The sequence below is a fragment of the Pseudoalteromonas sp. APC 3893 genome, from assembly GCF_030408095.1.
GTDB lineage: Bacteria > Pseudomonadota > Gammaproteobacteria > Enterobacterales > Alteromonadaceae > Pseudoalteromonas.
In genome coordinates this window covers 41,856-64,917 of the sequence record NZ_JASDCD010000015.1, presented here as the reverse complement: position 1 = coordinate 64,917, position 23,062 = coordinate 41,856, and the positions used below count along the sequence as shown (strand labels likewise).

17 protein-coding genes and 1 pseudogene are annotated in these 23,062 nt (G+C 39.1%); 8 read left to right on the top strand and 10 right to left on the bottom strand.

Annotated elements, in window-relative coordinates; translation table 11 throughout:
• Window positions 1–7: 7 nt before the first annotated feature.
• The 4 genes from glgX to QMA12_RS15755 are packed head-to-tail and all read right to left on the bottom strand — an operon-like array spanning window position 8 to window position 6,538.
• Window positions 8–2,041, bottom strand: coding sequence for a glycogen debranching protein GlgX (gene glgX / locus QMA12_RS15770; protein ID WP_290210604.1), 2,034 nt, complete (start codon window positions 2,039–2,041; stop codon window positions 8–10).
• Window positions 2,025–4,247: a 1,4-alpha-glucan branching protein GlgB gene (gene glgB / locus QMA12_RS15765; RefSeq protein ID WP_290210603.1), complete on the bottom strand. Its 2,223-nt coding sequence runs from the start codon at window positions 4,245–4,247 to the stop codon at window positions 2,025–2,027. Before glgB ends, glgX begins: the two co-directional genes overlap by 17 nt.
• Entirely contained in the window at window positions 4,247–6,229 is a 1,983-nt protein-coding gene (gene malQ / locus QMA12_RS15760; RefSeq protein ID WP_290210602.1) for a 4-alpha-glucanotransferase, read from the bottom strand. The genes glgB and malQ overlap by 1 nt, the downstream gene beginning before the upstream one ends.
• Window positions 6,230–6,238: 9 nt before the next feature.
• Window positions 6,239–6,538, bottom strand: a complete 300-nt coding sequence (locus QMA12_RS15755; protein ID WP_290210601.1) for an isoamylase early set domain-containing protein — start codon at window positions 6,536–6,538, stop codon at window positions 6,239–6,241.
• Window positions 6,539–7,015: 477 nt separating this feature from the next.
• On the opposite strand from QMA12_RS15755, the gene QMA12_RS15750 reads away from it, so the two are divergent.
• Together QMA12_RS15750 and QMA12_RS15745 are read left to right on the top strand one after the other, a co-directional pair.
• Window positions 7,016–8,944, top strand: a complete 1,929-nt coding sequence (locus QMA12_RS15750; protein ID WP_290210600.1) for a bifunctional diguanylate cyclase/phosphodiesterase — start codon at window positions 7,016–7,018, stop codon at window positions 8,942–8,944.
• Window positions 8,945–9,006: 62 nt separating this feature from the next.
• Window positions 9,007–9,924 carry a hypothetical protein gene (locus QMA12_RS15745; RefSeq protein WP_290210599.1) on the top strand — a complete coding sequence of 306 codons (918 nt, stop codon included), beginning with the start codon at window positions 9,007–9,009 and terminating at the stop codon, window positions 9,922–9,924.
• 35 nt (window positions 9,925–9,959) lie between these two features.
• Here QMA12_RS15745 and QMA12_RS15740 read toward each other — a convergent pair whose 3' ends face one another.
• Window positions 9,960–10,388 carry an Lrp/AsnC family transcriptional regulator gene (locus tag QMA12_RS15740; RefSeq protein ID WP_087531560.1) on the bottom strand — a complete coding sequence of 143 codons (429 nt, stop codon included), beginning with the start codon at window positions 10,386–10,388 and terminating at the stop codon, window positions 9,960–9,962.
• Window positions 10,389–10,581: 193 nt separating this feature from the next.
• On the opposite strand from QMA12_RS15740, the gene QMA12_RS15735 reads away from it, so the two are divergent.
• From QMA12_RS15735 to QMA12_RS15710, 6 genes are all read left to right on the top strand, one after another.
• Complete coding sequence (locus tag QMA12_RS15735; RefSeq protein WP_290210598.1) at window positions 10,582–11,787, top strand: aspartate aminotransferase family protein; 1,206 nt, start codon at window positions 10,582–10,584, stop codon at window positions 11,785–11,787.
• A gap of 50 nt (window positions 11,788–11,837) precedes the next feature.
• Window positions 11,838–12,872 carry an arginine N-succinyltransferase gene (gene astA, locus QMA12_RS15730; RefSeq protein ID WP_290210632.1) on the top strand — a complete coding sequence of 345 codons (1,035 nt, stop codon included), beginning with the start codon at window positions 11,838–11,840 and terminating at the stop codon, window positions 12,870–12,872.
• Between the two features lie 16 nt (window positions 12,873–12,888).
• The gene (astD, locus tag QMA12_RS15725) at window positions 12,889–14,370 is read left to right on the top strand and encodes a succinylglutamate-semialdehyde dehydrogenase (RefSeq protein ID WP_290210597.1); all 1,482 of its coding nucleotides are present in this window, start codon (window positions 12,889–12,891) and stop codon (window positions 14,368–14,370) included.
• Window positions 14,371–14,407: 37 nt separating this feature from the next.
• Window positions 14,408–15,211 (top strand): DUF1338 domain-containing protein, encoded by an 804-nt coding sequence (locus QMA12_RS15720; protein ID WP_290210596.1) that lies wholly within the window; start codon window positions 14,408–14,410, stop codon window positions 15,209–15,211.
• 94 nt (window positions 15,212–15,305) lie between these two features.
• Window positions 15,306–16,133 (top strand): transporter substrate-binding domain-containing protein, encoded by an 828-nt coding sequence (locus QMA12_RS15715; RefSeq protein ID WP_290210595.1) that lies wholly within the window; start codon window positions 15,306–15,308, stop codon window positions 16,131–16,133.
• A gap of 300 nt (window positions 16,134–16,433) precedes the next feature.
• Complete coding sequence (locus QMA12_RS15710; RefSeq protein ID WP_290210594.1) at window positions 16,434–17,654, top strand: type III PLP-dependent enzyme; 1,221 nt, start codon at window positions 16,434–16,436, stop codon at window positions 17,652–17,654.
• Window positions 17,655–17,779: 125 nt separating this feature from the next.
• On the opposite strand, the gene QMA12_RS15705 is transcribed toward QMA12_RS15710, so the two are convergent.
• The 5 genes and pseudogenes from QMA12_RS15705 to QMA12_RS15685 form a co-directional block, all read right to left on the bottom strand.
• Window positions 17,780–20,746: a TonB-dependent receptor gene (locus QMA12_RS15705; protein WP_290210593.1), complete on the bottom strand. Its 2,967-nt coding sequence runs from the start codon at window positions 20,744–20,746 to the stop codon at window positions 17,780–17,782.
• A gap of 380 nt (window positions 20,747–21,126) precedes the next feature.
• Window positions 21,127–21,483: pseudogene (locus QMA12_RS15700) on the bottom strand (tyrosine/phenylalanine carboxypeptidase domain-containing protein).
• 28 nt (window positions 21,484–21,511) lie between these two features.
• Entirely contained in the window at window positions 21,512–21,691 is a 180-nt protein-coding gene (locus QMA12_RS15695) for a DUF1704 domain-containing protein (protein WP_290210592.1), read from the bottom strand.
• Complete coding sequence (locus QMA12_RS15690; protein ID WP_290210631.1) at window positions 21,621–21,830, bottom strand: tyrosine/phenylalanine carboxypeptidase domain-containing protein; 210 nt, start codon at window positions 21,828–21,830, stop codon at window positions 21,621–21,623. The genes QMA12_RS15695 and QMA12_RS15690 overlap by 71 nt, the downstream gene beginning before the upstream one ends.
• Before the next feature lie 312 nt (window positions 21,831–22,142).
• Entirely contained in the window at window positions 22,143–23,042 is a 900-nt protein-coding gene (locus QMA12_RS15685) for a redoxin family protein (RefSeq protein WP_290210591.1), read from the bottom strand.
• Window positions 23,043–23,062: the final 20 nt, after the last annotated feature.

The window sequence follows — 23,062 nt, the reverse complement described above, 5'->3', positions numbered from 1 at the left end:
TCGCCTTCTAAATTAGCTGAAAAACCCAACTGCTCTGCGCAGTAACGTTAAATTGTTTAGTACTTTTGACTGTAATTTTCTCGACACTTGACACTTCTAGTTGCCAACTCCCTTGCTCTACCTTTGGTAGTGAACATTCAACGACTACATCACTTGCATTTAAAATAATCAGCAACGTAGTCTCAAGCTGTCTATCATGCAGGCTATACATCAAAAACTGCTTACTGCCATCGTGCCAATCGCTTTCTTGCATGGTTTCACCATGCTGAGTAAACCAATTCACAGCAAAGCGCTTATCTGAATCATGTAAAAATACACTGTGTTTAAATACGCAATGTTTTTTACGCAACGTAAGTACATCATCAATAAACCGAGTTAACGGATGACGCCGTTGCGAGTCCTTCCACGCCAACCAGCTTGTCCTATTATTTTGGCAATACGCGTTATTATTACCTCCTTGTGAATGCGCCATTTCGCTGCCAGATGCAAGCATTGGCACACCTTTGGATAACAATAACGTGAGCAACATATTTTTTTGTTGCTGCAATCGCAGTGCTGTAATTTCGGGATCATCGCTAAAACCTTCTACGCCGCAGTTAAACGAATAATTTGCACTGTGCCCATCACGATTGTGTTCACCGTTCGCCTCATTATGTTTTTCTTTATAACTGACCGAATCTGCAAGCGTGAACCCGTCATGGCTGGTAATAAAATTAATACTATTTAATGGTCCGCGTAAGTTATGCTCAAACAAATCAAACGAGCCATGTAAACGTTTAGCAAGCTCAGGTAACATATTATGTTCACCGCACCAAAAGCGCCTTACAACATCTCTATATTTATCATTCCACTCTCGCCACGGCGCTGGAAAGGCCCCTAATTGATACCCACCAGGGCCTATATCCCAAGGCTCAGCAATCAGTTTTACCTTACTCAATACTGGGTCCTGATTAATAGCTTGAATAAAACTATGAGCTTGAGTAAAACCATGTGCTGTGCGCCCTAATATAGTGGCTAAGTCAAACCTAAAACCATCAACGCCCATTATCTCAACCCAATAGCGCAAACTATCAAGCACCATCTTTAAGCTGTACGAGTCGTCAATATTCAGAGTGTTGCCACAACCAGTATCATTTATGTACACTTGAGGGTTATCGTGTAATGAACGGTAATAACCTGGGTTATTTAAACCCCGCCACGATAATAAAGGTCCATCAGTGCCTGCCTCAGCAGTGTGGTTATAGACAACATCTAAGATAACTTCGATCTGGGCTTTATGTAATTGCGAAACCATTTCTTGAAACTCAGCTATTTCATCATTAACTAAGTAATCTTTATGCGGGGTAAAAAAGTTTAAGGTGTTATAACCCCAATAGTTTTGTAGGCCTTTACCCGTTAAAAACTGCTCACTAATAAAGCTATGTACAGGTAAAAGCTCTAATGTTGTAATGCCTAAATCACGTAAATGTTCTATAAATACAGCATGACTCAAGCCCAAGTATTTACCTTGTAAATGCGCCGGAATATCGGGATGTCGTGCAGTCGCCCCTTTAACGTGACATTCGTAAATAATAGTTTTGCCCCAACTATGCTGTGGTTTAGAGCCCGTATAAGGCTGCAGTTCACTGACCCTAGACTTTGGCATATCAATCGCATTATTCACCGAGCTGAGTGTACCTATGGGCATTTGACTATAATGGCGCTCACTCCAGGTAAATTCACCAAATAAGTCTTTTGCATAAGGGTCTATCAATAGTTTTTGACTATTGAAATACAGCCCTTGCTTTGGCTGATACTCTCCCTCAGCACGATATCCGTAAAGCGTTCCTGCTGGTAAAGGGGTAATAAATAAGCTCCAAATCCCCCCTTCATTATTGTTCATTGCAAGTTTAAGCACTTCTGTATGACCACTTGAATCAAATAAACATACATAAAGTTGCTTTGCTAAAGGGGCATAAACCGCAAAGTTAATGCCATTGCTGTTTATTGATGCACCTAAAGGGGACGTTTTACCTTGGTTTAATTCAATTGATAGACTCATTAGAGACCTTTTTAAGGTAGACAGTAGCAAGTGGAGGTAATGACAGTAAAATGCTGTGGTTATGACCATGACTAGGCTGTGATTGAGCACTCAATAATGAATTACATACCTCAAACCCTGAACCAAAATAATGTTGTTCATCGGTGTTTAAAATCACCTCAAAATCACCTTTTGATGGCACCCCTATCCGATACTGTTGATAGCTGTTTGGCGTTAAATTACAAATCACAATGACATAATCACTGGCGTTTTTTGCGTATCGGACAAAACTGAAAATACTTTGTTGTGCGTTTTGGCTATCAATCCAACTAAAACCTGTTGGGTCATTATCAAGTTCGTACAATGCAGGAATTGATGTGTAAATCTGATTCAGATTTTGCACCACTTTTTGCATCCCTTCATGACTAAGATGTTCAAGTAAATGCCAGTCAAGGGATTTATCATGGCTCCACTCGCTACGTTGAGCAAACTCGCATCCCATGAAAAGTAACTTTTTGCCAGGATGTGCCCACATAAATGCATAATAAGCACGTAAATTCGCAAATTTTTGCCAATCATCGCCTGGCATTTTCTCAATGAGAGAACCCTTACCATGGACAACTTCGTCATGACTTAACGGTAAAATATAGTTTTCACTATAGGCATAAACCATTGAGAAGGTCATTTCATGATGATGATGTTGACGATATAAAGGATCACGGTGCATATAATGCAAGCTGTCATTCATCCAACCCATGTTCCATTTATAGCCAAACCCTAACCCATCATGGTCAACTTGGCGTGTGACGCCTGGCCAAGCAGTGGACTCTTCAGCAACCATCATAATGCCTGGGTTATTCGCATAACTGCGAAGGTTTACCTGCTTTAAACATTCAATCGCACCCAAGTTCTCGCGGCCACCATAGCAGTTAGGCACCCATTGACCTTCTTCACGGCTATAATCTAGATATAGCATCGATGCAACGGCATCAACTCGTAGCCCGTCAATTGCAAATTCTTCGAGCCAAAACATCGCATTCGCAATTAAAAAACTGCGTACTTCAGGCCTATCATAATTATAAATATAGGTGTTCCAATCAGGGTGAAAACCTTGCCTAGCATCTGCATGCTCATATAAGTGGGTACCATCAAAGCAATGTAGTCCGTGAGGATCACTTGGAAAATGCCCAGGTACCCAATCAATTAATAGCCCAATGTTTGCTTTATGACACTGCTCGACAAAATACCTAAAGTCTTCTACCCCGCCAAAACGACTCGTTGGAGCAAATAACCCAACAGGTTGATAACCCCAAGAGCCGTCAAACGGGTATTCACTGATCGGCATAAGTTGTATATGGGTAAACCCTTGCTGCAAAACATAGGTTATTAACTTATCGGCTAACTCGTGATAATTAAGGTAGTTATTTTCGTTTTTTCGCTGCCATGAACCTAAATGAACTTCATAAATGCTCACGGGTGCATCAATCGCATTACGTTTTATCCGTTGCTTGCGCATTGTTTCTGTTAACTTTATAGCGCTATTTCTGTGTTGTAGTACCGATGCAGTGCCTGGTGCTTGCTGCATTTTAAACGCAAACGGATCTGCTTTTTCAACAACACCGCCACTGGTTGTGGTAATTGCATATTTATAGCACTGCCCTTCTTTTAACTCAGGAATAAATATATCCCATACACCACAACTTGGATTAAAACGCATAAAATGCTGATTTTTCTGCCAATGGTTAAACTCACCAATTACAGAGACACTACTGGCATTCGGAGCCCAAACACTAAAACGCACACCCGCGACACCAGCTGAAGTGATAAAGTGTGCACCTAAATGACGATACGCGTGCTCAAGGGTACCCTCGTTAAATAAATACATAGCATCGTGATCCAGTAAACTTGGAAAACGATAGCTATCATGTGCCTCTATTTGACAATCAGGGTAATCAACTACAAAAGTGTAGGCATCTTCAGCTGTGGCCGATACGTGGGCAATATATAAGTCAGAATCGCGGTAACGTACACACTGTATAAGCTGTTCGTTGAGCTTAATAGCGACCTTACTTGCACCTGGAAAATATCCCCGAATTTCAAGCTTTCCTACTCCAGCACTATGAGGCCCTAAAAAACTAAACGGATCTTTAAAGCAGCCTTTTTCTAGTGCGATTACCTGTTCATCATACTGGTTAGTTATTAAATTCGTTTGAACAGAACTGTTCATTAACACGTCCTTATTAGATTAATTTCATTAAGCAAAGCAGCATGTTGAGTAAGAATATCGGCAGATGAATGGTTAAGTACACGACGCCAGTTAGGATACTCTTTATCTGTGCCAGGAATGTTAACCGGCAAAATTTGCTCATCAAGGTCATCTAATTGAATTGCGAAAAGTTGCGCAGGTGAATGCGCTAAACTGATTGTTAACGCCGTATATATCTCTTTTGCGTTACAATCGAGTGAGTAACCTATGTGACCACTTTGCTCTAAAAACCTTAACATTCGCTGCTTTTCGATATCTCTTTGCGTGTAACTTGTACTGTATTGCTCGTCACTTATTAACTTGTAATCACGTTTTAAACACAAGTCTTGTGCTTGCCACCAACCAAAAAAAGGGGGGACATCGTGATTAGCAATCATCAGTAAGCAGTGCCGAGAAAAAGCCTGCGCGGGTAGAAATTCACTGTGTTGATCTTTTTCAAAATAAAATAAACTATTAGAAAAAATAGCCTTATCTGCCAAGGCAGTTTTTACTTCTGGTGGCACCACGCCTAAATCTTCGCCTATAACGATACATTCGTTTAGATGCGACTCAATAGTTAGAATAGACAATAAGTGTTCAAACGGATAGTACACATAACAGCCATCTTGTTGGCCTTGGTTTTCAAAGCACCACCAAAGCCGCCTAATAGCCATAACATGGTCAATGCGTAAACCACCTACATCTTCCATATTTGCACGTATTAGAGCGCGATAAAAAGCAAACTTGTTATCTCCCATTTTTATGGGATTTAAAGCCGGTAGTCCCCAATTTTGGCCTTGTTCAGCCCACGGATCGGGCGGTGCGCCAACATACGCGGACTCCGTGAATAAATGCTGTTGTGTCATATGCTCAGTACCATCACTGGCACAACCAACGGCCAAATCATTGATAAGGCCGATAGACATACCGCTTTTTCTTGCACTTTGCTGACATTGATTTAACTGTAAATGCGCCTGCCATTGTAAATAACATGCAAACTCATAATTTTCGTTTTTCAAAGTAGCTAAAGTTGTTTGGTGTTGTGCGCAAAAGTGCTCAAACTGCGCTAAGCGTTCATCTGTTGCGCTGCTAGTAAACTGCTGAAAAAGCAAGTCAAACAAGGTATATTTGAATTCACTCACCTGAGCGTAATCTATATACTGTGATGCCGACTCTGGCGGTTTATACTCATTCATATAGCTAATTAAAGCAGTGTTACTCTGGCTGTCTTCACATAGACCAACCGAAATATAAAGCGGATTTAATAAGGCGCGATTATTCGGACTATAAGGACTCGCTCGTTCTGGTTCATCTGCAAATAATAAGTGCAGTGGATTTAGCAAAATATAATCGAGTTTCAATTTTGCAGCCTGAGTTACCAAATCAAGTAAGTCAGCAAAATCGCCGACACCAAAGCCTGCATTATTTTTTAAACTATATAGTTGAATAGATAACCCAGTACGCTTTGTATCGGATACCTGAAAGCTCTGCTCAGGCGTAACCCAAAGCTCAGTATTCGCTTGCTGCGAAGCCACTTGAACACTTACGTCATGGTAACCAATAGGTAGCTTCGGTAAAGCAACTTCAAACTCGAGATAGGTAATATCGTTAAAGCCGTAGTCACCTGTGCAAGGTAACTCATTGAACCCTACTTCAATAGTAGGTACATTAATTGATTCAAATTCAATTACGCATGTTTGATCGCGTAAACGATGATCAATTCTAATTTTTAATGATGGCTGTTCAGCATCGACAATACTGCAACTAGGCACAAGCTGCAGCCATTTAGCCGCATCTAATGCTATATTCAAGTGTGCTATCTGGCTACTATCAGCGGTATCGATACCACATGCCCTTAATGCAGCACACCGGGTATCTTGCCCAAAAAATATTTGCTCACCAGTATATTTAGTGTATTCATAGCCAATACCGTGCAGATAAAACAACTGCGAAAGTGACTCCATTACACCACCTTATGCGCGTTGCGTATTAACGATACTATTCTCTGTGCCGAAATTGTTAGCTATATAGCCATCAGCTTGGTGGTCATTATCCCAGATGCTGCCATTGACTAAGTATCTAAAATGAAATTGCTGATCATTAGGTAAGCGTTGTTTAATCTTAAAACACTGTTGTTTTTTATTAAACTTCATCGCAACAGGTTGCCAGTCGGTAAATTCAGCGACAAGTTGCACGTCTTCTGCCTCAGGATGGCTAAACTCAAATGTTACTTCTGCTTCATCTTTGGTCTTAAAAAATCGTTTACTTAACATAGCGGGCTCCAACTAAACTTAAAGTTTATTTATCTGTGCACCGTGCTGTGTTCAACTGCTCAACATCTGCCGGGGTGTATAGTATTAGTTAATCAGACTATTATTTATGCATTATGACAGTGCAATAAAAATAATTGCGCACTAAGACTGTGCAAAAAATAGTAAATTTGTTTTCTTTCATGCTGGAAAGAATCAAGATTTGCAAGATCTAAACCAGTGTTTAGTTATTAAACAAATCCGATTTTACAAAGTAGATAAAACTTTGCCATAGGTAAAGTGAAATAAACTAATGCGAATAGATAAAAAATCTCAATCAACACAATAGATTATCTACTCTAAAACAATACATGTACCTTTTTAAGTTATGAAACTACTTAAACATTTGTCTCTTTTACCCACACGCTATATACTGAAAAAAAGTTCTCCTCCCCATAAGTAAGTATTAATAATAAATTGGGGTCACAATGGCTTAGTGGAATGACTAAAATTTTTCGTACTCTCAGTATTGCTGTAATAACCCTTATTGTTTTTTGTTATGGGTTAAATGTTCTATTAACAAAACAGATTAATAATATTAATCCACAACAATCTAGCATTGCTATCCGTACATTTCCTGCTGCCGATACTCAACTTACTATGCCACCTTGGTACAACCCGATTTTGAGCGGCCATCAAGTGATCACCAGTGCCGACGGTGATTTTCTATTAGTCAAAATAACTGACACTGAATTTGTCACAGCTAAGTCATCCACTTTACTGGTATCCACCTTACTTTCACCAGCCAATATCATCATTTTAATCTTAATGGGGCTTTTGATTACCTGGTATTTAGGAAACCTAAAACGTCTTAAACAGCAGAATATAAACATCGAGCAACTGAACTTACAAACAGATAAATTATTATCATCTTTTAATATTCAGCTTTCTTCACTCGAAGTTAGTAACTCAGTTACTCGTTTAAACCAAGCTCTAGCCGCCTTAAACACCCATATTTCAACCTATGCTAGAGAAACACAAACTAGTATTAGCCAAGATAAACTTACCCAACTTATCGATCGCCATGCTTATATTGAGCATTTAGATAGACAACTAAACAATGCTGAGATTGAAAAAATACACTGTGCTCTGCTATTTATTGATTTAGATGGTTTCAAACAAGTAAATGACTCATTTGGACATAGTTTTGGCGATGAAGTGCTGATTCAAGTTGCCGAACGTTTAGCTAATGTATTACGTAATCATAACCTTAATGATGTAAACCCTACGAGCATGTTGGAGCAAAACCTTGCCCGTTTAGGCGGCGATGAATTCTCTATATTCATTAATAATATTGATTCTGACACCAAAACTTTAGATGTAGCACAAAACGTCTTAAATGAAATTGAACGCGATTTTGTCCTCGGTAATAAACTTATAAAAATTAGTGCCAGTGTGGGTATTGCAGTTTACCCTGAAAGCGCTTCAAGCCCGCATGCCTTATTGCAAATGGCCGATGTTGCCATGTACCGAGCAAAAACCGACGGGCGCGGTATCTTCAAAGTGTATTCCCCTGAAATGGGCAATAAAATGCGCCGATATCATTACTTACTCGAAGAGCTACGTTTAGCAATAGCGTGTCAAAACTTTCATCTCTCGTTTCAGCCAATTGTTCATGTTGAAGATTGTGCTATTGATTACTTTGAAGCTTTAGTAAGGTGGGATCACCCCGTTGAAGGGCTTATTTCTCCGGTCGAATTTATTCCAATTGCTGAAGAGTCCAACTTAATTTTAGAACTTGGTGACTGGATTATGCTTGAATCTTGCCGACAAATGTCTGCATGGCACAATGCTGGTATGCGTAAGGTAAAGATTTCTGTCAATGTATCAGGTATTCAATTAAAACACCGACCAATCTGTGACTGGGTTATGGCAAAGCTTGCCAAAACCGGGCTTCCTGCTACAGCTTTAATGCTTGAAATAACTGAATCAACACTGATCACCGCCAGTGACAGTATTATTAATGAGCTTGAAAAGTTACGTAAAGAAGGCGTAACGATTGCCATTGACGATTTTGGGACAGGTTTTAGCTCGCTGAGCACCCTGGCCGACTTGCCTATAGACGTTATCAAAATAGACCGACTCTTTATTGCTCAAGCTAATGAGAATCCTAAATATAATGAAATACTTAACTCAATTAGTGAGCTGGGGACAAAGCTAGGCCTGAAAATTGTGGCTGAAGGTGTTGAGCAGTTAGAACAATTTGAGCTAGTTAAAAGAATGGGGATTAGCAGCGTACAAGGCTACCTTGTCAGCCGCCCGCAATCATCGGTAAATGTTGGCTGTAAAGTATTGCAAGGAAATGTGAATCATATTGCAGCAACAGGGACTGGTGTGTGGCAATTAGAAAGTGACGCAAAAGAGCTTTAACATAGTAATCAAATACAAAATACAGCATAATAGTCAAAAATTAATATCTCCTTCAAACGTTTATGCTTAAAAAAAGCTTTTATGTCACATTAATGATTTTTATCATTGGTGTAAGTGCTGTCATTGGCACATCTATTTATACTCTTTATAGTAAAAAGAAAGTCTCAGTTGATCCGCGCTTAAAAGAAATTTCGGGTATTGAATTCGACAAATCCATGCAACTCTGGGCGATTAACGACGGCGGCGATGATGCTAAACTGTATCGTTTGGCTGATGATGGTTCCATTTCCAAAGAAGTACTGGTTACCAATGCCAAGAATATTGACTGGGAAGATATGACTCAAAACGATTTTGGCCATTTCTTTTTAGGTGACTTCGGCAATAACAAACAAGAGCGAAAGTGGCTAACAATTTATAAAATTGAAAATCCTATCGATATCAAAGGCGATACAACTCAAGCTGAAATAATTAAATTCACTTATCCTGAGCTCGGCGATAAACCTGTTGCTCCAGATAAACGTAACTTTGATTTAGAAGCATTTGTCTCTTTTGGTCGACACTTATATTTATTTACTAAAAATAGAACCAAGCCCTTCGATGGCATCACCAATGTTTATAAAGTGGGTGATCATGCAGCAAACTTTGATGCCCAATTGATAGATTCATTTCAAACCTGTACCACCATGGAAAAACTATGTTGGATCACGTCAGCTGCTTTGAGCCCTGATCGCAAAAAGCTAGTGCTACTAGACTCAACCAGTATTTGGCTTTTTGAAAACTTTGAAGGCGACAAGTTTTTCTCTGGTGACGTGTCATTAATAGATTTAGGTATTGTTACACAAAAAGAAGCTATTACCTTTTATGACGAAAACACGCTAATTTTTACCGATGAAGAGTTCAAAGGCATTGGTGGTAATGCATATGTAGTGAAGCTTGATGAAGTAGAAAAAAAAGTTATTCGCACAGCTCCAACACAATAACAGCATCACTACTATTATTTAACTCATTACATCAATTAACGATTAAACTTAGTTTCTAAAATAACCGATGATGTAGTTCTTTCGACGCCGTCTAGATTACCTATATCATCCAGTAAATGGCTTAGCTTTTCCAAGTTCTGAGCTTGTACAACGGCTATTAAGTCAAACTCACCACTGATTGCGTATAATTGAGAAATGGCGTCAATTTGCTTAAGTTCTAAGTTCGTTTTTGTGGTGAGCTTTTGCTTTACTTTAATAGACACATGCGCTGCAACCATGGCATTTAAATACGCCTCACCATAATCAACACTGTAACCTTTTATGACTCCTGTTTCCTCAAGCTTTAGCATTCTACTTTGAACTGTTGAACGCGATAAATTCAATGCCCTGGCTAAGTCTGAAATACTAGCTCTGGCGTTAGTGCGTAAAATAGCGAGTAACTTTTCATCCTGCTTACTAATCATTTTGATAACTCAATTCATCAATATGACTTTTATTATAATCATTTTACACAATTTAGCACTGCAAATTTAACTAACGAAACTAGATAATAGAGTTATAAAAATAACCTAGCCCTTAGGGCAATATTATTTGGTTGCAAATAAACAATAAAATAGTTTAGCAATCAATATCTTTTTTCAATTTAAGGTGCGTCAAATGCAAGTAACAAGAGATTTATTCAACGAAGTTATGGTCCCTAACTATAATCCATCTGAAGTTATCCCCGTTCGTGGTGAAGGCTCTCGTGTGTGGGATCAAAATGATAAAGAGTTTATTGATTTTGCCGGTGGTATTGCCGTTAACTGTTTAGGCCACTGCCACCCTGCACTTGTAAATGCTTTAAAAGAGCAAGGTGAGAAGATTTGGCACTTATCAAATGTTATGACCAATGAGCCTGCACTGCGCTTAGCTAAAAAAATCACTGATGCTACATTTGCAGACAAAGTTTACTTTGCTAACTCTGGCGCAGAAGCTAACGAAGCCGCACTAAAACTTGCTCGTCGCTTTGCACTAGATGTACATGGCGAAGACAAAACACAAATAATTGCATTTAATAAAGGTTTTCATGGTCGTACATTTTTTACAGTCACTGTAGGTGGACAAGCAGCTTATTCAGATGGTTTTGGCCCTAAACCTGCCGCTATTGATCACTGTGATTACAATGACCTTGCAGCATTTGAAAAACTAATTAGTGATAAAACCTGTGCCGTTATGATGGAACCACTACAAGGTGAAGGCGGGATTATTTCGCCCTCAGCTGAGTTTATCAAAGGCGTTCGCGCATTGTGTGACAAACATAATGCCCTGCTTATTTTTGATGAAGTACAAACAGGTGTAGGCCGCACAGGTTCTCTCTATGCATATCAAGACTTAGCTGTAACACCAGATATTTTAACTACAGCTAAAGCACTTGGCGGCGGTTTCCCTATCGGTGCAATGATCACTACAACAGATATCGCTGCGCATTTAAAAGTAGGTACTCATGGCTCAACTTACGGCGGAAACCCACTAGCGTGTGCAGTGGCCGAAGCTGCCTTTGACACAGTTAATACTGAACACGTACTTGCAGGCGTGAAAAAACGTGAACAATTATTCCGTGCCGGATTTGCTGCAATCAATGAAAAATATGATGTGTTTAGTGAAGTGCGTGGTAAAGGTCTACTATTAGGTGCAGTTCTCAATGCGCAATTTGAAGGTCGCGCGCGAGACTTTTTAGTTGCCAGTATCGAACAAGGTTTAATGAGCTTAGTAGCCGGCACTAATGTGATTCGTTTTACACCATCTTTAGTGATCCCACTTGAAGACATTAAAGAAGGTTTAGCGCGTTTTGAAAAAGCGGTTGCGGCTGTTGTAAAAGGTTAATCTATTTTAGCGCCCTAGTGAAATGCGGGGCGCTAATGGAGCAAGAAATAATGCAAGTATTACGTCCTATAACGGCTAATGATTTTGAAGCACTTAAACAAATTGCGATTGAGTCTGGGCATGGGTTTACATCACTCCCTGTAGACGATCAACTTTTACAAGAAAAAATTGCCCGTGCTGAAAGTAGCTTTTCTAAAGAGATTAATCAGCCCCACGATGAGAGTTACCTTTTCGTACTCGAAGACAGTGAAACAGGCGATGTTATTGGTACAACCGCAATAGAAGCTGCGGTTGGGCTGAACGTCCCTTTGTATCATTACCACCTAGGCAAAACCGTTCATCACTCACGTACTCTCAACGTTTATAATACAGTTGATATACTCAGCATGTGTAACGACTACACAGGTTGCTCTGAAATCTGTACCTTATTTTTACGTGAAGCTAGCAGACAAGGTCTCGTCGGGCGATTTTTATCCCGCTCTCGCTTTTTATTTATGGCACAACACAGTGAACGCTTTGCCGATACCATTATCGCCGAAATGCGTGGAGTAAGTGATGAAGATGGTCACTCACCTTTTTGGCAATGGTTAGAAGAGCATTTCTTTAGTATTGAATTTCCTCAAGCTGATCACCTTGTCGGTTTAGGTGATAAGGTGTTTATTAGTGAATTAATGCCCAAATACCCTATTTATGCCAATTTACTTAGTAAAAAAGCACAAGCAGTAATCGGCAAAGTACACGAAAAAACAAAGCCCGCACTTAAACTTCTTGAAAAAGAAGGTTTTGAGCACCGCGGCTATGTAGACTTATTTGATGCAGGGCCTACCGTGGAAGCCAAGCTAGGTAACATTCGCAGCGTACGAGAGTCACTTGTATGCCCAATATCAATTGGAGAGCTTGATTACGTAGACGAGCAAAGCTCTGATACTTTAGCAATTTGTAATCAAGGGGTGAGCGACTTCAGAGCGACCTTCACCAAACATGCCCATTATAATCATGCCAAGCATACCTTAATTGTAAGCCAAGCCGTTGCTCAAGCACTTAAATTAAAACAAGGGGATGCAGCGCGATTTTTCCGCCTGTAACCGCAGTAGGAATATTATGAGTACAGAATCAATCAATACACAGTTAATCAATAACCAATGGCAAGCAGGCCTAGGGCATTCATTTAATTCAATCAACCCAAGTAATGGTGACATTATTTGGCAGGGTGCTACTGCAAACCCTGCACAGGTTGATAGCGCCATTCTAGCCGCACGTAACGCGCAGGTTGAATGGGCTGACAAACCAATTTCAGAACGTATTAACATCCTTGAAAAATTTGCAGCTCTGTTAAAAGACAATAGTGAAGAACTCGCTATCATTATTGCTAAAGAAACTGGCAAACCATTGTGGGAAACGCGTACTGAGGTGGGAGCAATGGCCGGTAAAATCGCTATTTCTATCAAAGCACATAATGAGCGCACAGGCACTACTGAAAATCCTATGCCTGGTGCAAAGGCATTTATACGCCATAAACCACATGGTGTAGTGGCTATATTTGGCCCTTACAATTTCCCTGGTCACTTACCAAACGGGCACATTGTGCCGGCCATTTTAGCGGGTAATACCGTGGTATTTAAACCCTCTGAATTAACCCCTTATGTTGCACAGTTTACGCTAGAATTATGGTTAAAAGCCGGCTTACCCCAAGGTGTGATCAACCTTGTCCAAGGTGAAGTCGAAACAGGTAAAGCGCTTGCTAGCCACAAAGACATTGATGGCTTATTTTTTACCGGCAGCTCAAACACTGGCCATATATTACATAAGCAATTTGCCGGCCACCCAGGTAAAATTTTAGCCTTGGAGATGGGCGGTAATAACCCACTAATTATTAAAGATGTAGCTGATATTAGCGCAGCAGCTCACGATATCATTCAGTCTGGCTTTATCACTTCTGGGCAACGCTGTACCTGTGCGCGCCGTGTTTTTATCGAAAAAAGTCAAAATGGTGATGCGATTTTAGCAAAGCTTATTGAAGCAACTAAAAATATCGTGGTGGCTGACAGCTTCGCTGAGCAACAACCATTTATGGGGGCGATGATCAGTGAGCAAGCAGCGCTTGGCATGCTCAAGGCTCAGCAAAGCCTGATTGATTTAGGCGCTAAGCCATTGGTTGAGCTACAACACTTAGAGGCTGGTACGGGCTTTGTCAGCCCGGGAATTATCGATGTTACCCACATCAGCGAAATGCCCGATGAAGAGCATTTTGGTCCACTGATAAAAGTATATCGTTATGACAACTTTGATAGCGCTATTATGGAGGCAAATAATACCTCTTTTGGCTTATCAGCAGGGTTATTAAGTGATTCAGCCACAGATTACCAACATTTCTTAAAGCGTATACGTGCTGGGATTGTTAACTGGAACCGCCCTATCACAGGTGCATCAAGCGCCGCGCCATTTGGTGGTATAGGAGCCAGTGGTAATCATAGAGCAAGCGCCTACTATGCTGCTGATTACTGCTCATATCCTGTTTCATCAGTAGAAGCAGATCACGTTAATTTACCAGCAACCCTCGCGCCGGGCTTAATAATAGAATAATTAGCAGACGAAACAGTCAAAAAATTAAGGAATTAAAATGCACACAGATGTAAATACATTATTTGAAAACTTATGGCAAAACTACTTAGCTGTTACACCATCGGCCGTAAAAGTACATGAGTTACTTGGATCAACGCAAAAAGATGACATCATTAATGATCACATTGCACTGCGTACCTTTAACCATGAAAAAATTGGCCTTGAAAAACTAGCGGCCCATTTTTTAGCCGTTGGCTATAAAGAGTGTGGTGAATACCACTTTGAAGCAAAAAAACTGTATGCTAAGCATTATGAGCACCCAGATACGACACAGCCTAAAGTATTTATCTCTGAATTACTGGTAGATAAATGCTCACCAGAGCTACAGGCTATCGTTAATGATATGGTTGACAGTATTGATGCTGATGCTGTTACTAACGATAACTTTTTATACTCAGGCACGCATTGGCAAGTAAGCTCTGATACATATAAAAAATTACTAGCGGAAAGCGAATATGCTGCATGGATGTCAGCATGGGGTTACCGTGCGAATCACTTTACGGTGAATATTAATGAACTTGCAAAGTTTGATAATATTGAAGACGTTAACCAAGCCCTTAAAGATGCAGGCTTTGCATTGAATACATCTGGTGGTGAAGTTAAAGGGTCTGCTGAGGTTTTATTAGAACAATCATCAACTCTCGCGGATGACTTTGCGGTAGAGTTTAGCGATGGAAAAATGAGTGTACCTAGCTGTTTTTATGAGTTTGCCCTGCGTTATAACAAACCCGATGGCGAAATCTATACTGGTTTTGTTGCAGCCTCAGCAGATAAGATATTTGAAAGCACTAACGCGCGTTAATAAAGTAGAATATCCTTTAAGCCCCTTACGGGGCTTTTTTATGTCATACTATAATTCTACTGTTAATTAATTGGGGTATCTCAGAATGAGGCTTTTGAGTATCATAAGCTGCTTAATTGTTTTTATTTTATCGTGCTCATCAGCAGTAGCAAAAGATTCTTTAGTTATTCTCTCTCGCGCATTAAAAGATGATAATATCGAGAGGACATCAGATAAACTCTTCTATGATACCTTTTCCCATGCACTAAAAGATGAATTTACCACTACGTTTCAATGGACAAATCATGCCCGTTTGATACACCGTCTCGAAAGTGACGAAGCTGTATGCAGTTATAATATTATCAAAACTCCCCAAAGAGAGAAGCTATTTGAGTTTTCTCACATACCAACATCAATGCATATTCAACGCAAAATATATGGTGATAAAGAAACACTTAAAAACCTGCCTGAAACCGTATCAGTGTCTAAACTACTTGCTCAGTATAAAACGTTTGGCGTTGTATCATCAGTAAGTTATGAGCAGCTTGATAAAATGTTTAGCAATTATCATGATCAAGTAGTGTCACTTCATGGCGCAGATAGCTTCACTCAATTAGCTCAACTATTACTTCACAAACGAGTCAATTTTATAATCAATTACGACTCAGTAATGAAAACATTACTAACAAATGAACAATTAGCCACTCTCGATAGCCGAAAAATAGCTGAATACCCAGAATTTGTAACTGGCCACTTTGCTTGTAGCCGAACCCCAGAAGGCAGTAAAGCACTCGATATTATTAATGCTTATATGTCGACACCTCAGATGTATAATTTTATCAAAAAAACACACTTTTCTGCATTTGATAAACAAACCGCAACTAATATGTTGTCAGAATTCAAAAACAAATATAATTTGTCACCGTCTGAATCAATCAATTAATATTATTGTTCGCCACTATAGCGACTAAATCTCCCTATTCGCCAAGATGCAAACTAAATTAAATAATACTCAAAATAACTGTTGCATAAATTATAAACCGAGATTAATATCTCGCCGCTTCTTGATGATAGCCAATCCGAGTACATTACAAATCTAGTTTGTAGCAAGGCAATAGAGCAACTATCCAAGAGTGATTTGACTGTATGAAATCAATCATTGTTTGGTTTTAACGCACTTAATGACACTCAACTGCCATGTGGATAAAACATACCCCTGCAGTTGCTTTACTCGGAGAATATAATGGCTTTATCAATTGACGTAACAATCAAAGTTCCTGCATCAACGGTTGCTGCAAACCAACCTATTCATGATGAAATTGCACAACCGTCTAACACATTAATTGAACGATTAGTTGCCCAGCACGGTGCGCCTTTAATGGTGCTAGACTGCGAAGCTGTTCGCACTCAATATCGTTCACTTTGCAATGCATTACCAGGTGTTACGCTACACTTTGCATTAAAACCATTACCTCACGCCGCTGTTGTACGCACTTTATTAGAAGAAGGTGCGTGTTTTGATTTAGCCACCAGCGGTGAAGTTGCTTTAGTTGCCAGCCAAGGCGTACCAAGCGAGCGTACGATTCACACTCACCCAATCAAGCGTGATGCTGATATTCGTGATGCCCTTGAATATGGTTGTAATGTGTTTGTTATTGATAACATCAATGAGCTTGAAAAATTTATAGCTTACAAAGAAAGCGTTGAGCTTTTAGTCCGTTTGAGCTTTCGTAACGCCGATGCCTTTGCCGATCTTTCGAAAAAGTTTGGCTGTAGTCCAGCAATGGCCATTGAAATTATTACCTATGCTAAACAGCTTGGTATTCGTATTAAAGGTCTATCGTTCCATGTTGGCTCACAAACAGCTAGCCCAACAAAATACGTTAGTGCTATTGAAGCGTGTAATCTTGTAATACAGCGCATTGCTGAGTTAGGCTTACCTGCCCTTAGCACCTTGGATATTGGCGGTGGTTTCCCGGTACCTTATAGTAAAGATGTACTGCTTATTGATGTGTTCTGCGCGCCAATAAATGACGCATTGGCAAAACTGCCAGAAACAGTAAGGGTTATTGCAGAGCCTGGCCGCTTCATTGTTGCAAGTTGTGTAACAAGTGTAGCATCTGTCATGGGGCAAGCTGTTAGAGAAGACAAACCTTGGTACTATTTAGATGATGGCATATATGGTTCTTTCAGTGGTTTAATATTTGATGAAGCCGCATACCCTATCGACTCTCTAAAACAAGAAGGTGAGCGCGTAGAATCAGTATTAGCAGGCCCAACATGTGACAGCATCGATGTCATAAGTGAAGCAATTATGTTACCTAAATTAAATAACGGTGATTTAATCATCAGCCGTATGATGGGGGCATACACATTAGCCACCGCGACAGACTTTAATTTTTTTAAACGTGCAGAAGTGGTTGTATTAAATGAGCAAGTACAAAGCCAAGTTTTAACGGGTTAAATTGCTCTACCCAAACCAACTCATAATGTTGTGTATTTAATTGTACACTACTTCAAAAGTAAAAAAGCACTAAACTTTCGTTTAGTGCTTTGCTGAATCAAATGTTAAAACTTTAACTTTTAAAGTTAAAACATCATGTTAAATATCATTTCAACTCTTCGTGGCGCCTGCCAAGAAACTGGAACTCCAAATTGAGCATTTGCATTGAATGCTGCATCATTTTCAGCAATTTCTTCGTAATTAGTCACATTAGAGGCATCAAATAAGTTATAAACATTCAATGCAACATAAGCAGACTCAAATAAGTCTATATTGCTCAAATCATACTTGAAATTCATATCAACAGTAGCAGTCCACGGTGTTCTACCGAAGCTACCACGACTAAATTTGGTATCACCAACATAATAGGTATCACCATAATGGTAAGCATCTTGATCAGGAGCATAACCTGCACCTAGAGCGTTACGAGGCCTGCCTGAAGTTAGGCGAGTATTAATACCCATAACTAACTCTTCTGTTAACGCGTAAGAACCAAATATTTTAAGTGAGTGACGACGATCATTTGGTAATGAACCATATGCACCATCCATTAAGTATGGAAAATCCCAATCAGTAGTTAAGCCAGCATCATCCTGCCCATTGTCTGATTTTACATAACCCTCAGCATTACCATAGCTTTGTGCCCATGTATAAGTGGTTTTCATCATCCACTGACCATCCCATGCACGCTCTAGCATTAAATCTACTGAGTTATAATTTCTTTTAGCATCAGGATAACCTAATTGCTCAGCAGTAAAGTCATATTGCTCTAACGTTCCATCGCCGTCTGCATCATACTCAAAAGATACACCTTCACCTGGATTCAACAATAAAAAGTGATCATCATCGATGCCAATACTAGCAAATGCTTGTTCGGCGCTCGCATCATCAATTACACTTTTAAGCTCACGACGAGTGAATTTAATACCTGCTGACCAATCATCATTAATCATACCCTGATAACCAAGGATAAATTCATCTTGATACATTGCTTGAAGCCCTGAATCTCTAACACTTACAGGGCTTGGTGCTGTACCATCACCAAAGACTACTGTATCACCCAACTTCTGACCTAAAACTGGAACATCATCTGCACCTACACCATCTAGCTCATAGTAATCATGGGTATAAAGTTCAGAACCAGCTAAACGAACATTTGTATTTGAAGCTACAGGCAGGTGATAACGACCTAAATTAGCAAAAACTTTATGTTCACCGTCTCCGAAAATATCATAAGCTAAGCCTAAGCGCGGAGCAAACTGGTTTTTCATTTCGACAAACGTCTCACCGTCTGCGTTTAAGTTTTCAAAGCTTTCCCAACGAAGACCAATATTTAGAGTTAATTGCTCTGTTACATTCCAAATATCTTCAAGATAGAACGCTGAATTATTTATGCCAAACGAGCCGCCTACTTCATAATTACGAACTCGAGCATAACGATCAGACTCTTGGATTGTATATCCATTTGGAAGTACTGCGCCTGCCTCATAGTTTTGGTAAGCATAATAGATGTCACCAGATAAATTAACTTGGCTAGTTGAAGTATTTTTCTCTGCATCATAGCCAAAACGAAGGTTATGATTATCTGATATTAACCAATCTACGTCAAAGCGGTACTGCTCACGCTCATCACTGTTTGTTTCAATTGTAAAAGAAGCCCAACAACCCAAATTTTGGCCTGCCGTTAGATCATAGATTACCGGACAATCAGAGCCATCAGCTCGTGTTGTATCATTAAACTCCACTTTACCAGCCATTGCTGAGATTGATAAATAATCAGTAAGGTTACCGTTATACCGTAAAGACCAACTCTGGCCGCCTGAAGCAGTATTAGAGTTTAAATCACTTCCGGCTTCAATGTTTCCATTTTCGTCATAACTACTGTCAGTTGTATATTGAGTACTTTCATCATTGAATACCCATGCCATTAAACTATGGTCTTCATTTATGTGCCAATCTAAGCGAGCTAAATAATATGGGTCGTCATCTGTTCGAACGCTAATACCATTACCACGATTAATTAAATCAGTGTATTCGGTGTCACGCATTTCATAAAGCCCGTAAAAGAAAAGTGTATCTTCTATAATTGCACCGCTTGCAAAAATGTCTGTTTGACTAGACTTACGACTGTCCTTGCTATTATCAGAAATCACATCACCAATTCGATTTGAACATGTTTCCTGTATCTCACCATCAACAATTTTTTGACTGCAATCATCTGTTTGATAGTATGAACTTGGACGATCACCATAAAGTGAGTCTATGTTTTGACGATGTTGTAAACCAAACTTGAATTCATTAGAACCTGATTGGGTAACAGAACTTATAACACCACCAGTCGAACGACCAAACTCAGCAGAGTAACCACCTGTTTTTACTTGAAAATCTTTATAAGCTAAAAATGGAATTGAAGCGCCGCCTACACCATTACGGAAGTTTGTCATATTCAAACCATTTACGTAATAGACGTTTTCTGCCTGCGATGCACCACCAAAGCTAGCCAAAGAGTTGCCTTTTGCATCTGAAAATCGTGAGTCACCTAAGTTTACACCTGGTGCTAATAAAGCCACAGATGTTATATCTGGCGCGACTGGTAAACGATTAAGTTCTTCAGCAGATATATTAAAAGAAGCTTCCGAACTTGTTACATCTACTCTAGCAATACGGCTGCCAGTAACCGATATAACTTCAACATCACCTTTAGTCATTTCAATTTCAAGGCTTGATGATTTACCAATCCCGATTGTTACATCTTTCAATTCTGAAGTTTGATAACCTTGCTGTTCAATACGGATGTTATATTGTCCAACTGGAATTGAATTCAAGTTAAATTGTCCATTTTTATCAACAACCAAAGTCTTGCTATAACCATTTTGTTCATTGGTAATGATAACTGATGCACCAGCTAAAGGTGCATCAGTTTGTTGCTGGACAACAACACCTTTGATTGATCCATCAACATTGCTTGCAGATGATAATGAAGAGTAGAATGTTAAAGAAGAACATATAGCAGCGCATAGGGCTGCTTTTTTAAATATTTTATTATTTTTCATATTGATTCCCTGAAGTATAATTATTTAACCGAAAAAATCGGTTATCAGTTCAAACTAAACAGAGTTTATGTAAACGATTTTAAAAGCTTATATAAACTAAATACATTAGGGCTGAGCAAAGCAAGGAAATGCATTGTACAAGAGACTCCTAACTAATTAATTTTCACTGACGTATCAATTTTTACAACAAAAATACAAAATAAACAAATTAACAACAAAATTGATGATTTATCTTCTTCAAAAGCAATAAATGCAGTACCCATAGGGGGTTCCGAGCTGTTCCTTCAATAAAAATAAATGAAACACCACAAATTTGTATCAAAATATTTACAACTTAGCTCACTTATAGAAACAAAGACTAATAATAATTTTCTAATTGTTCAAACGACAAGTACCAATAAACCGACCAAAATTAAGCCTTGTTGCAAACCACGTAAATCTTTAAAGTGCGGTGGCACAAATTTTGGGTCTTCAATCACGCCTAAATCATGTAATTGCGAGATTAATCTAAAATCATCAATCGAAATTTTCCCGACTAACAACAAAGGTAACGGGTCAATGGTCAATACGGCCAAGTTGAATCGCCACGCGGATAAGGTTATAAATCAAAAAAGCCTTTAATAATCAATATCTTTAATAAACAGTCAACCTGTCGGTGTACTGCCTCTAAATACTCGTTGTGCTAAGGTGTAGCTTTCACCTTTACTTAAACCTTGCGCTACATGATCTCGATAAATATCAATAGATTCAGCCCTCGTGCACTCCCTAAATATCTAATTCACGCTGTGAAAACTTAACATCTTGATTAAACTTAATATTATTAGCTTCCGCAGCTGCATCGCTGACAATACCATCACTGATTATGGCTTCTACATCAATACCTAGCTTGCTTAAGCGTACTTGTTTTGCCAATATTTTTTGGATCATCAGGTAAAGTATCTGCATGGAGTAAATCTTTTCGGTGACCAAACAACTCCACCGATAAGTCATGAAATTCGCCTGTACCACGGTATTCAATCGAACTGAGTACGGTTTTATATTCAGTACACATTTTACTCATATATTGAGCTATCGGATTTAACAGCCCTAGCTGGCTGATAATATTGCGGTTAAGTTCAGAAAATGCTTGGTGTAACTCACTCGGCAGAACCTAAGTCGCGTTGTTGATAATAAGCCTTATCTACCAGTAGGTTTTTTGACATTTTTGTTTAAAAATTTCCTCTTTAACGCCCTTATCCCAATTGATAGCGTCTAAGATACGAATGGGTGTTTGCAGGGCTATTAATCTATCTGATAATTCACGGGTTTTTAGGAGTAATGCCTTATCTATCATACTCTAAGCTCACTAATAAATGAGCTTTGAGCATAGGTTAAATTAACGTAATTTCATAGCACATTAGTGCCTAACTTGCATATTAATTGGGCTTGAAAAATCAGTAATTCGATTTATTATCTTACCATCTTTATAAATCAATAATGTTGGCACTGTGTTAACTTCATTATCAATAAATAAATCATTACCGTAATCAATTGTTAATGGATGAACCACATTAAATTTTTCTTTATACTCAGTACCAGCGGCTTGATCTGTCCATAGTTGGCTAATGACGGCTTCAGTATCAATTCCCTGCTTGGCCAATTTATTCACTTGCTGCTGTGCTGAAATACAGTTTTTTGCCATTTCAGGGCGCGTATCGGCTAAGTACCAGTCGCACCACGTTGCTGTAAATAAGACAGCTTTATTTCCCTTTGGGGGAATAAGCAGTGGGCTAGTTACTGGATTATCTTTTTTATCGATAAGTTTGCTTTGAGAAACTACGCCGTCATGTGATAACAACTTTAAGGTGTTATCAAGCGCTGTATCAGCTTTACGGCCTTGAAAAATAACTTTGCCCGTTTTATCAAGTAAAACATGAAAAGGCGTACCGATGAATTCATAATATTTGGCAACTTTACCAGTATGATCTGTCATCATGGCCATGCTTAAATTGAAGCGTTGCTTTACTTTTTTTATAGCTGCGGTATCGTCATTCAAATCTATATTTACGGCTATAAATGTGATTTTTTTACCAAATTTAGTGTAAGCATTTTGAAAGTGCGGCATTTGTTCCATACATGGTTTACACCAAGTAGCCCAAAATTTTAAATACATTGGCTGTTTTGGTTGATAGGCACTTAAATTTAGGAGTTTACCTGATTCAGTTGTTAAAAATAGCGGCTGTTCGGATGCTAGTGCTTGGTAACTCATAAGCTGTAAAATAACCACGACCATAAAAGAGATTACTTTGTTATTCATATGTTATTCCTTAAATAATA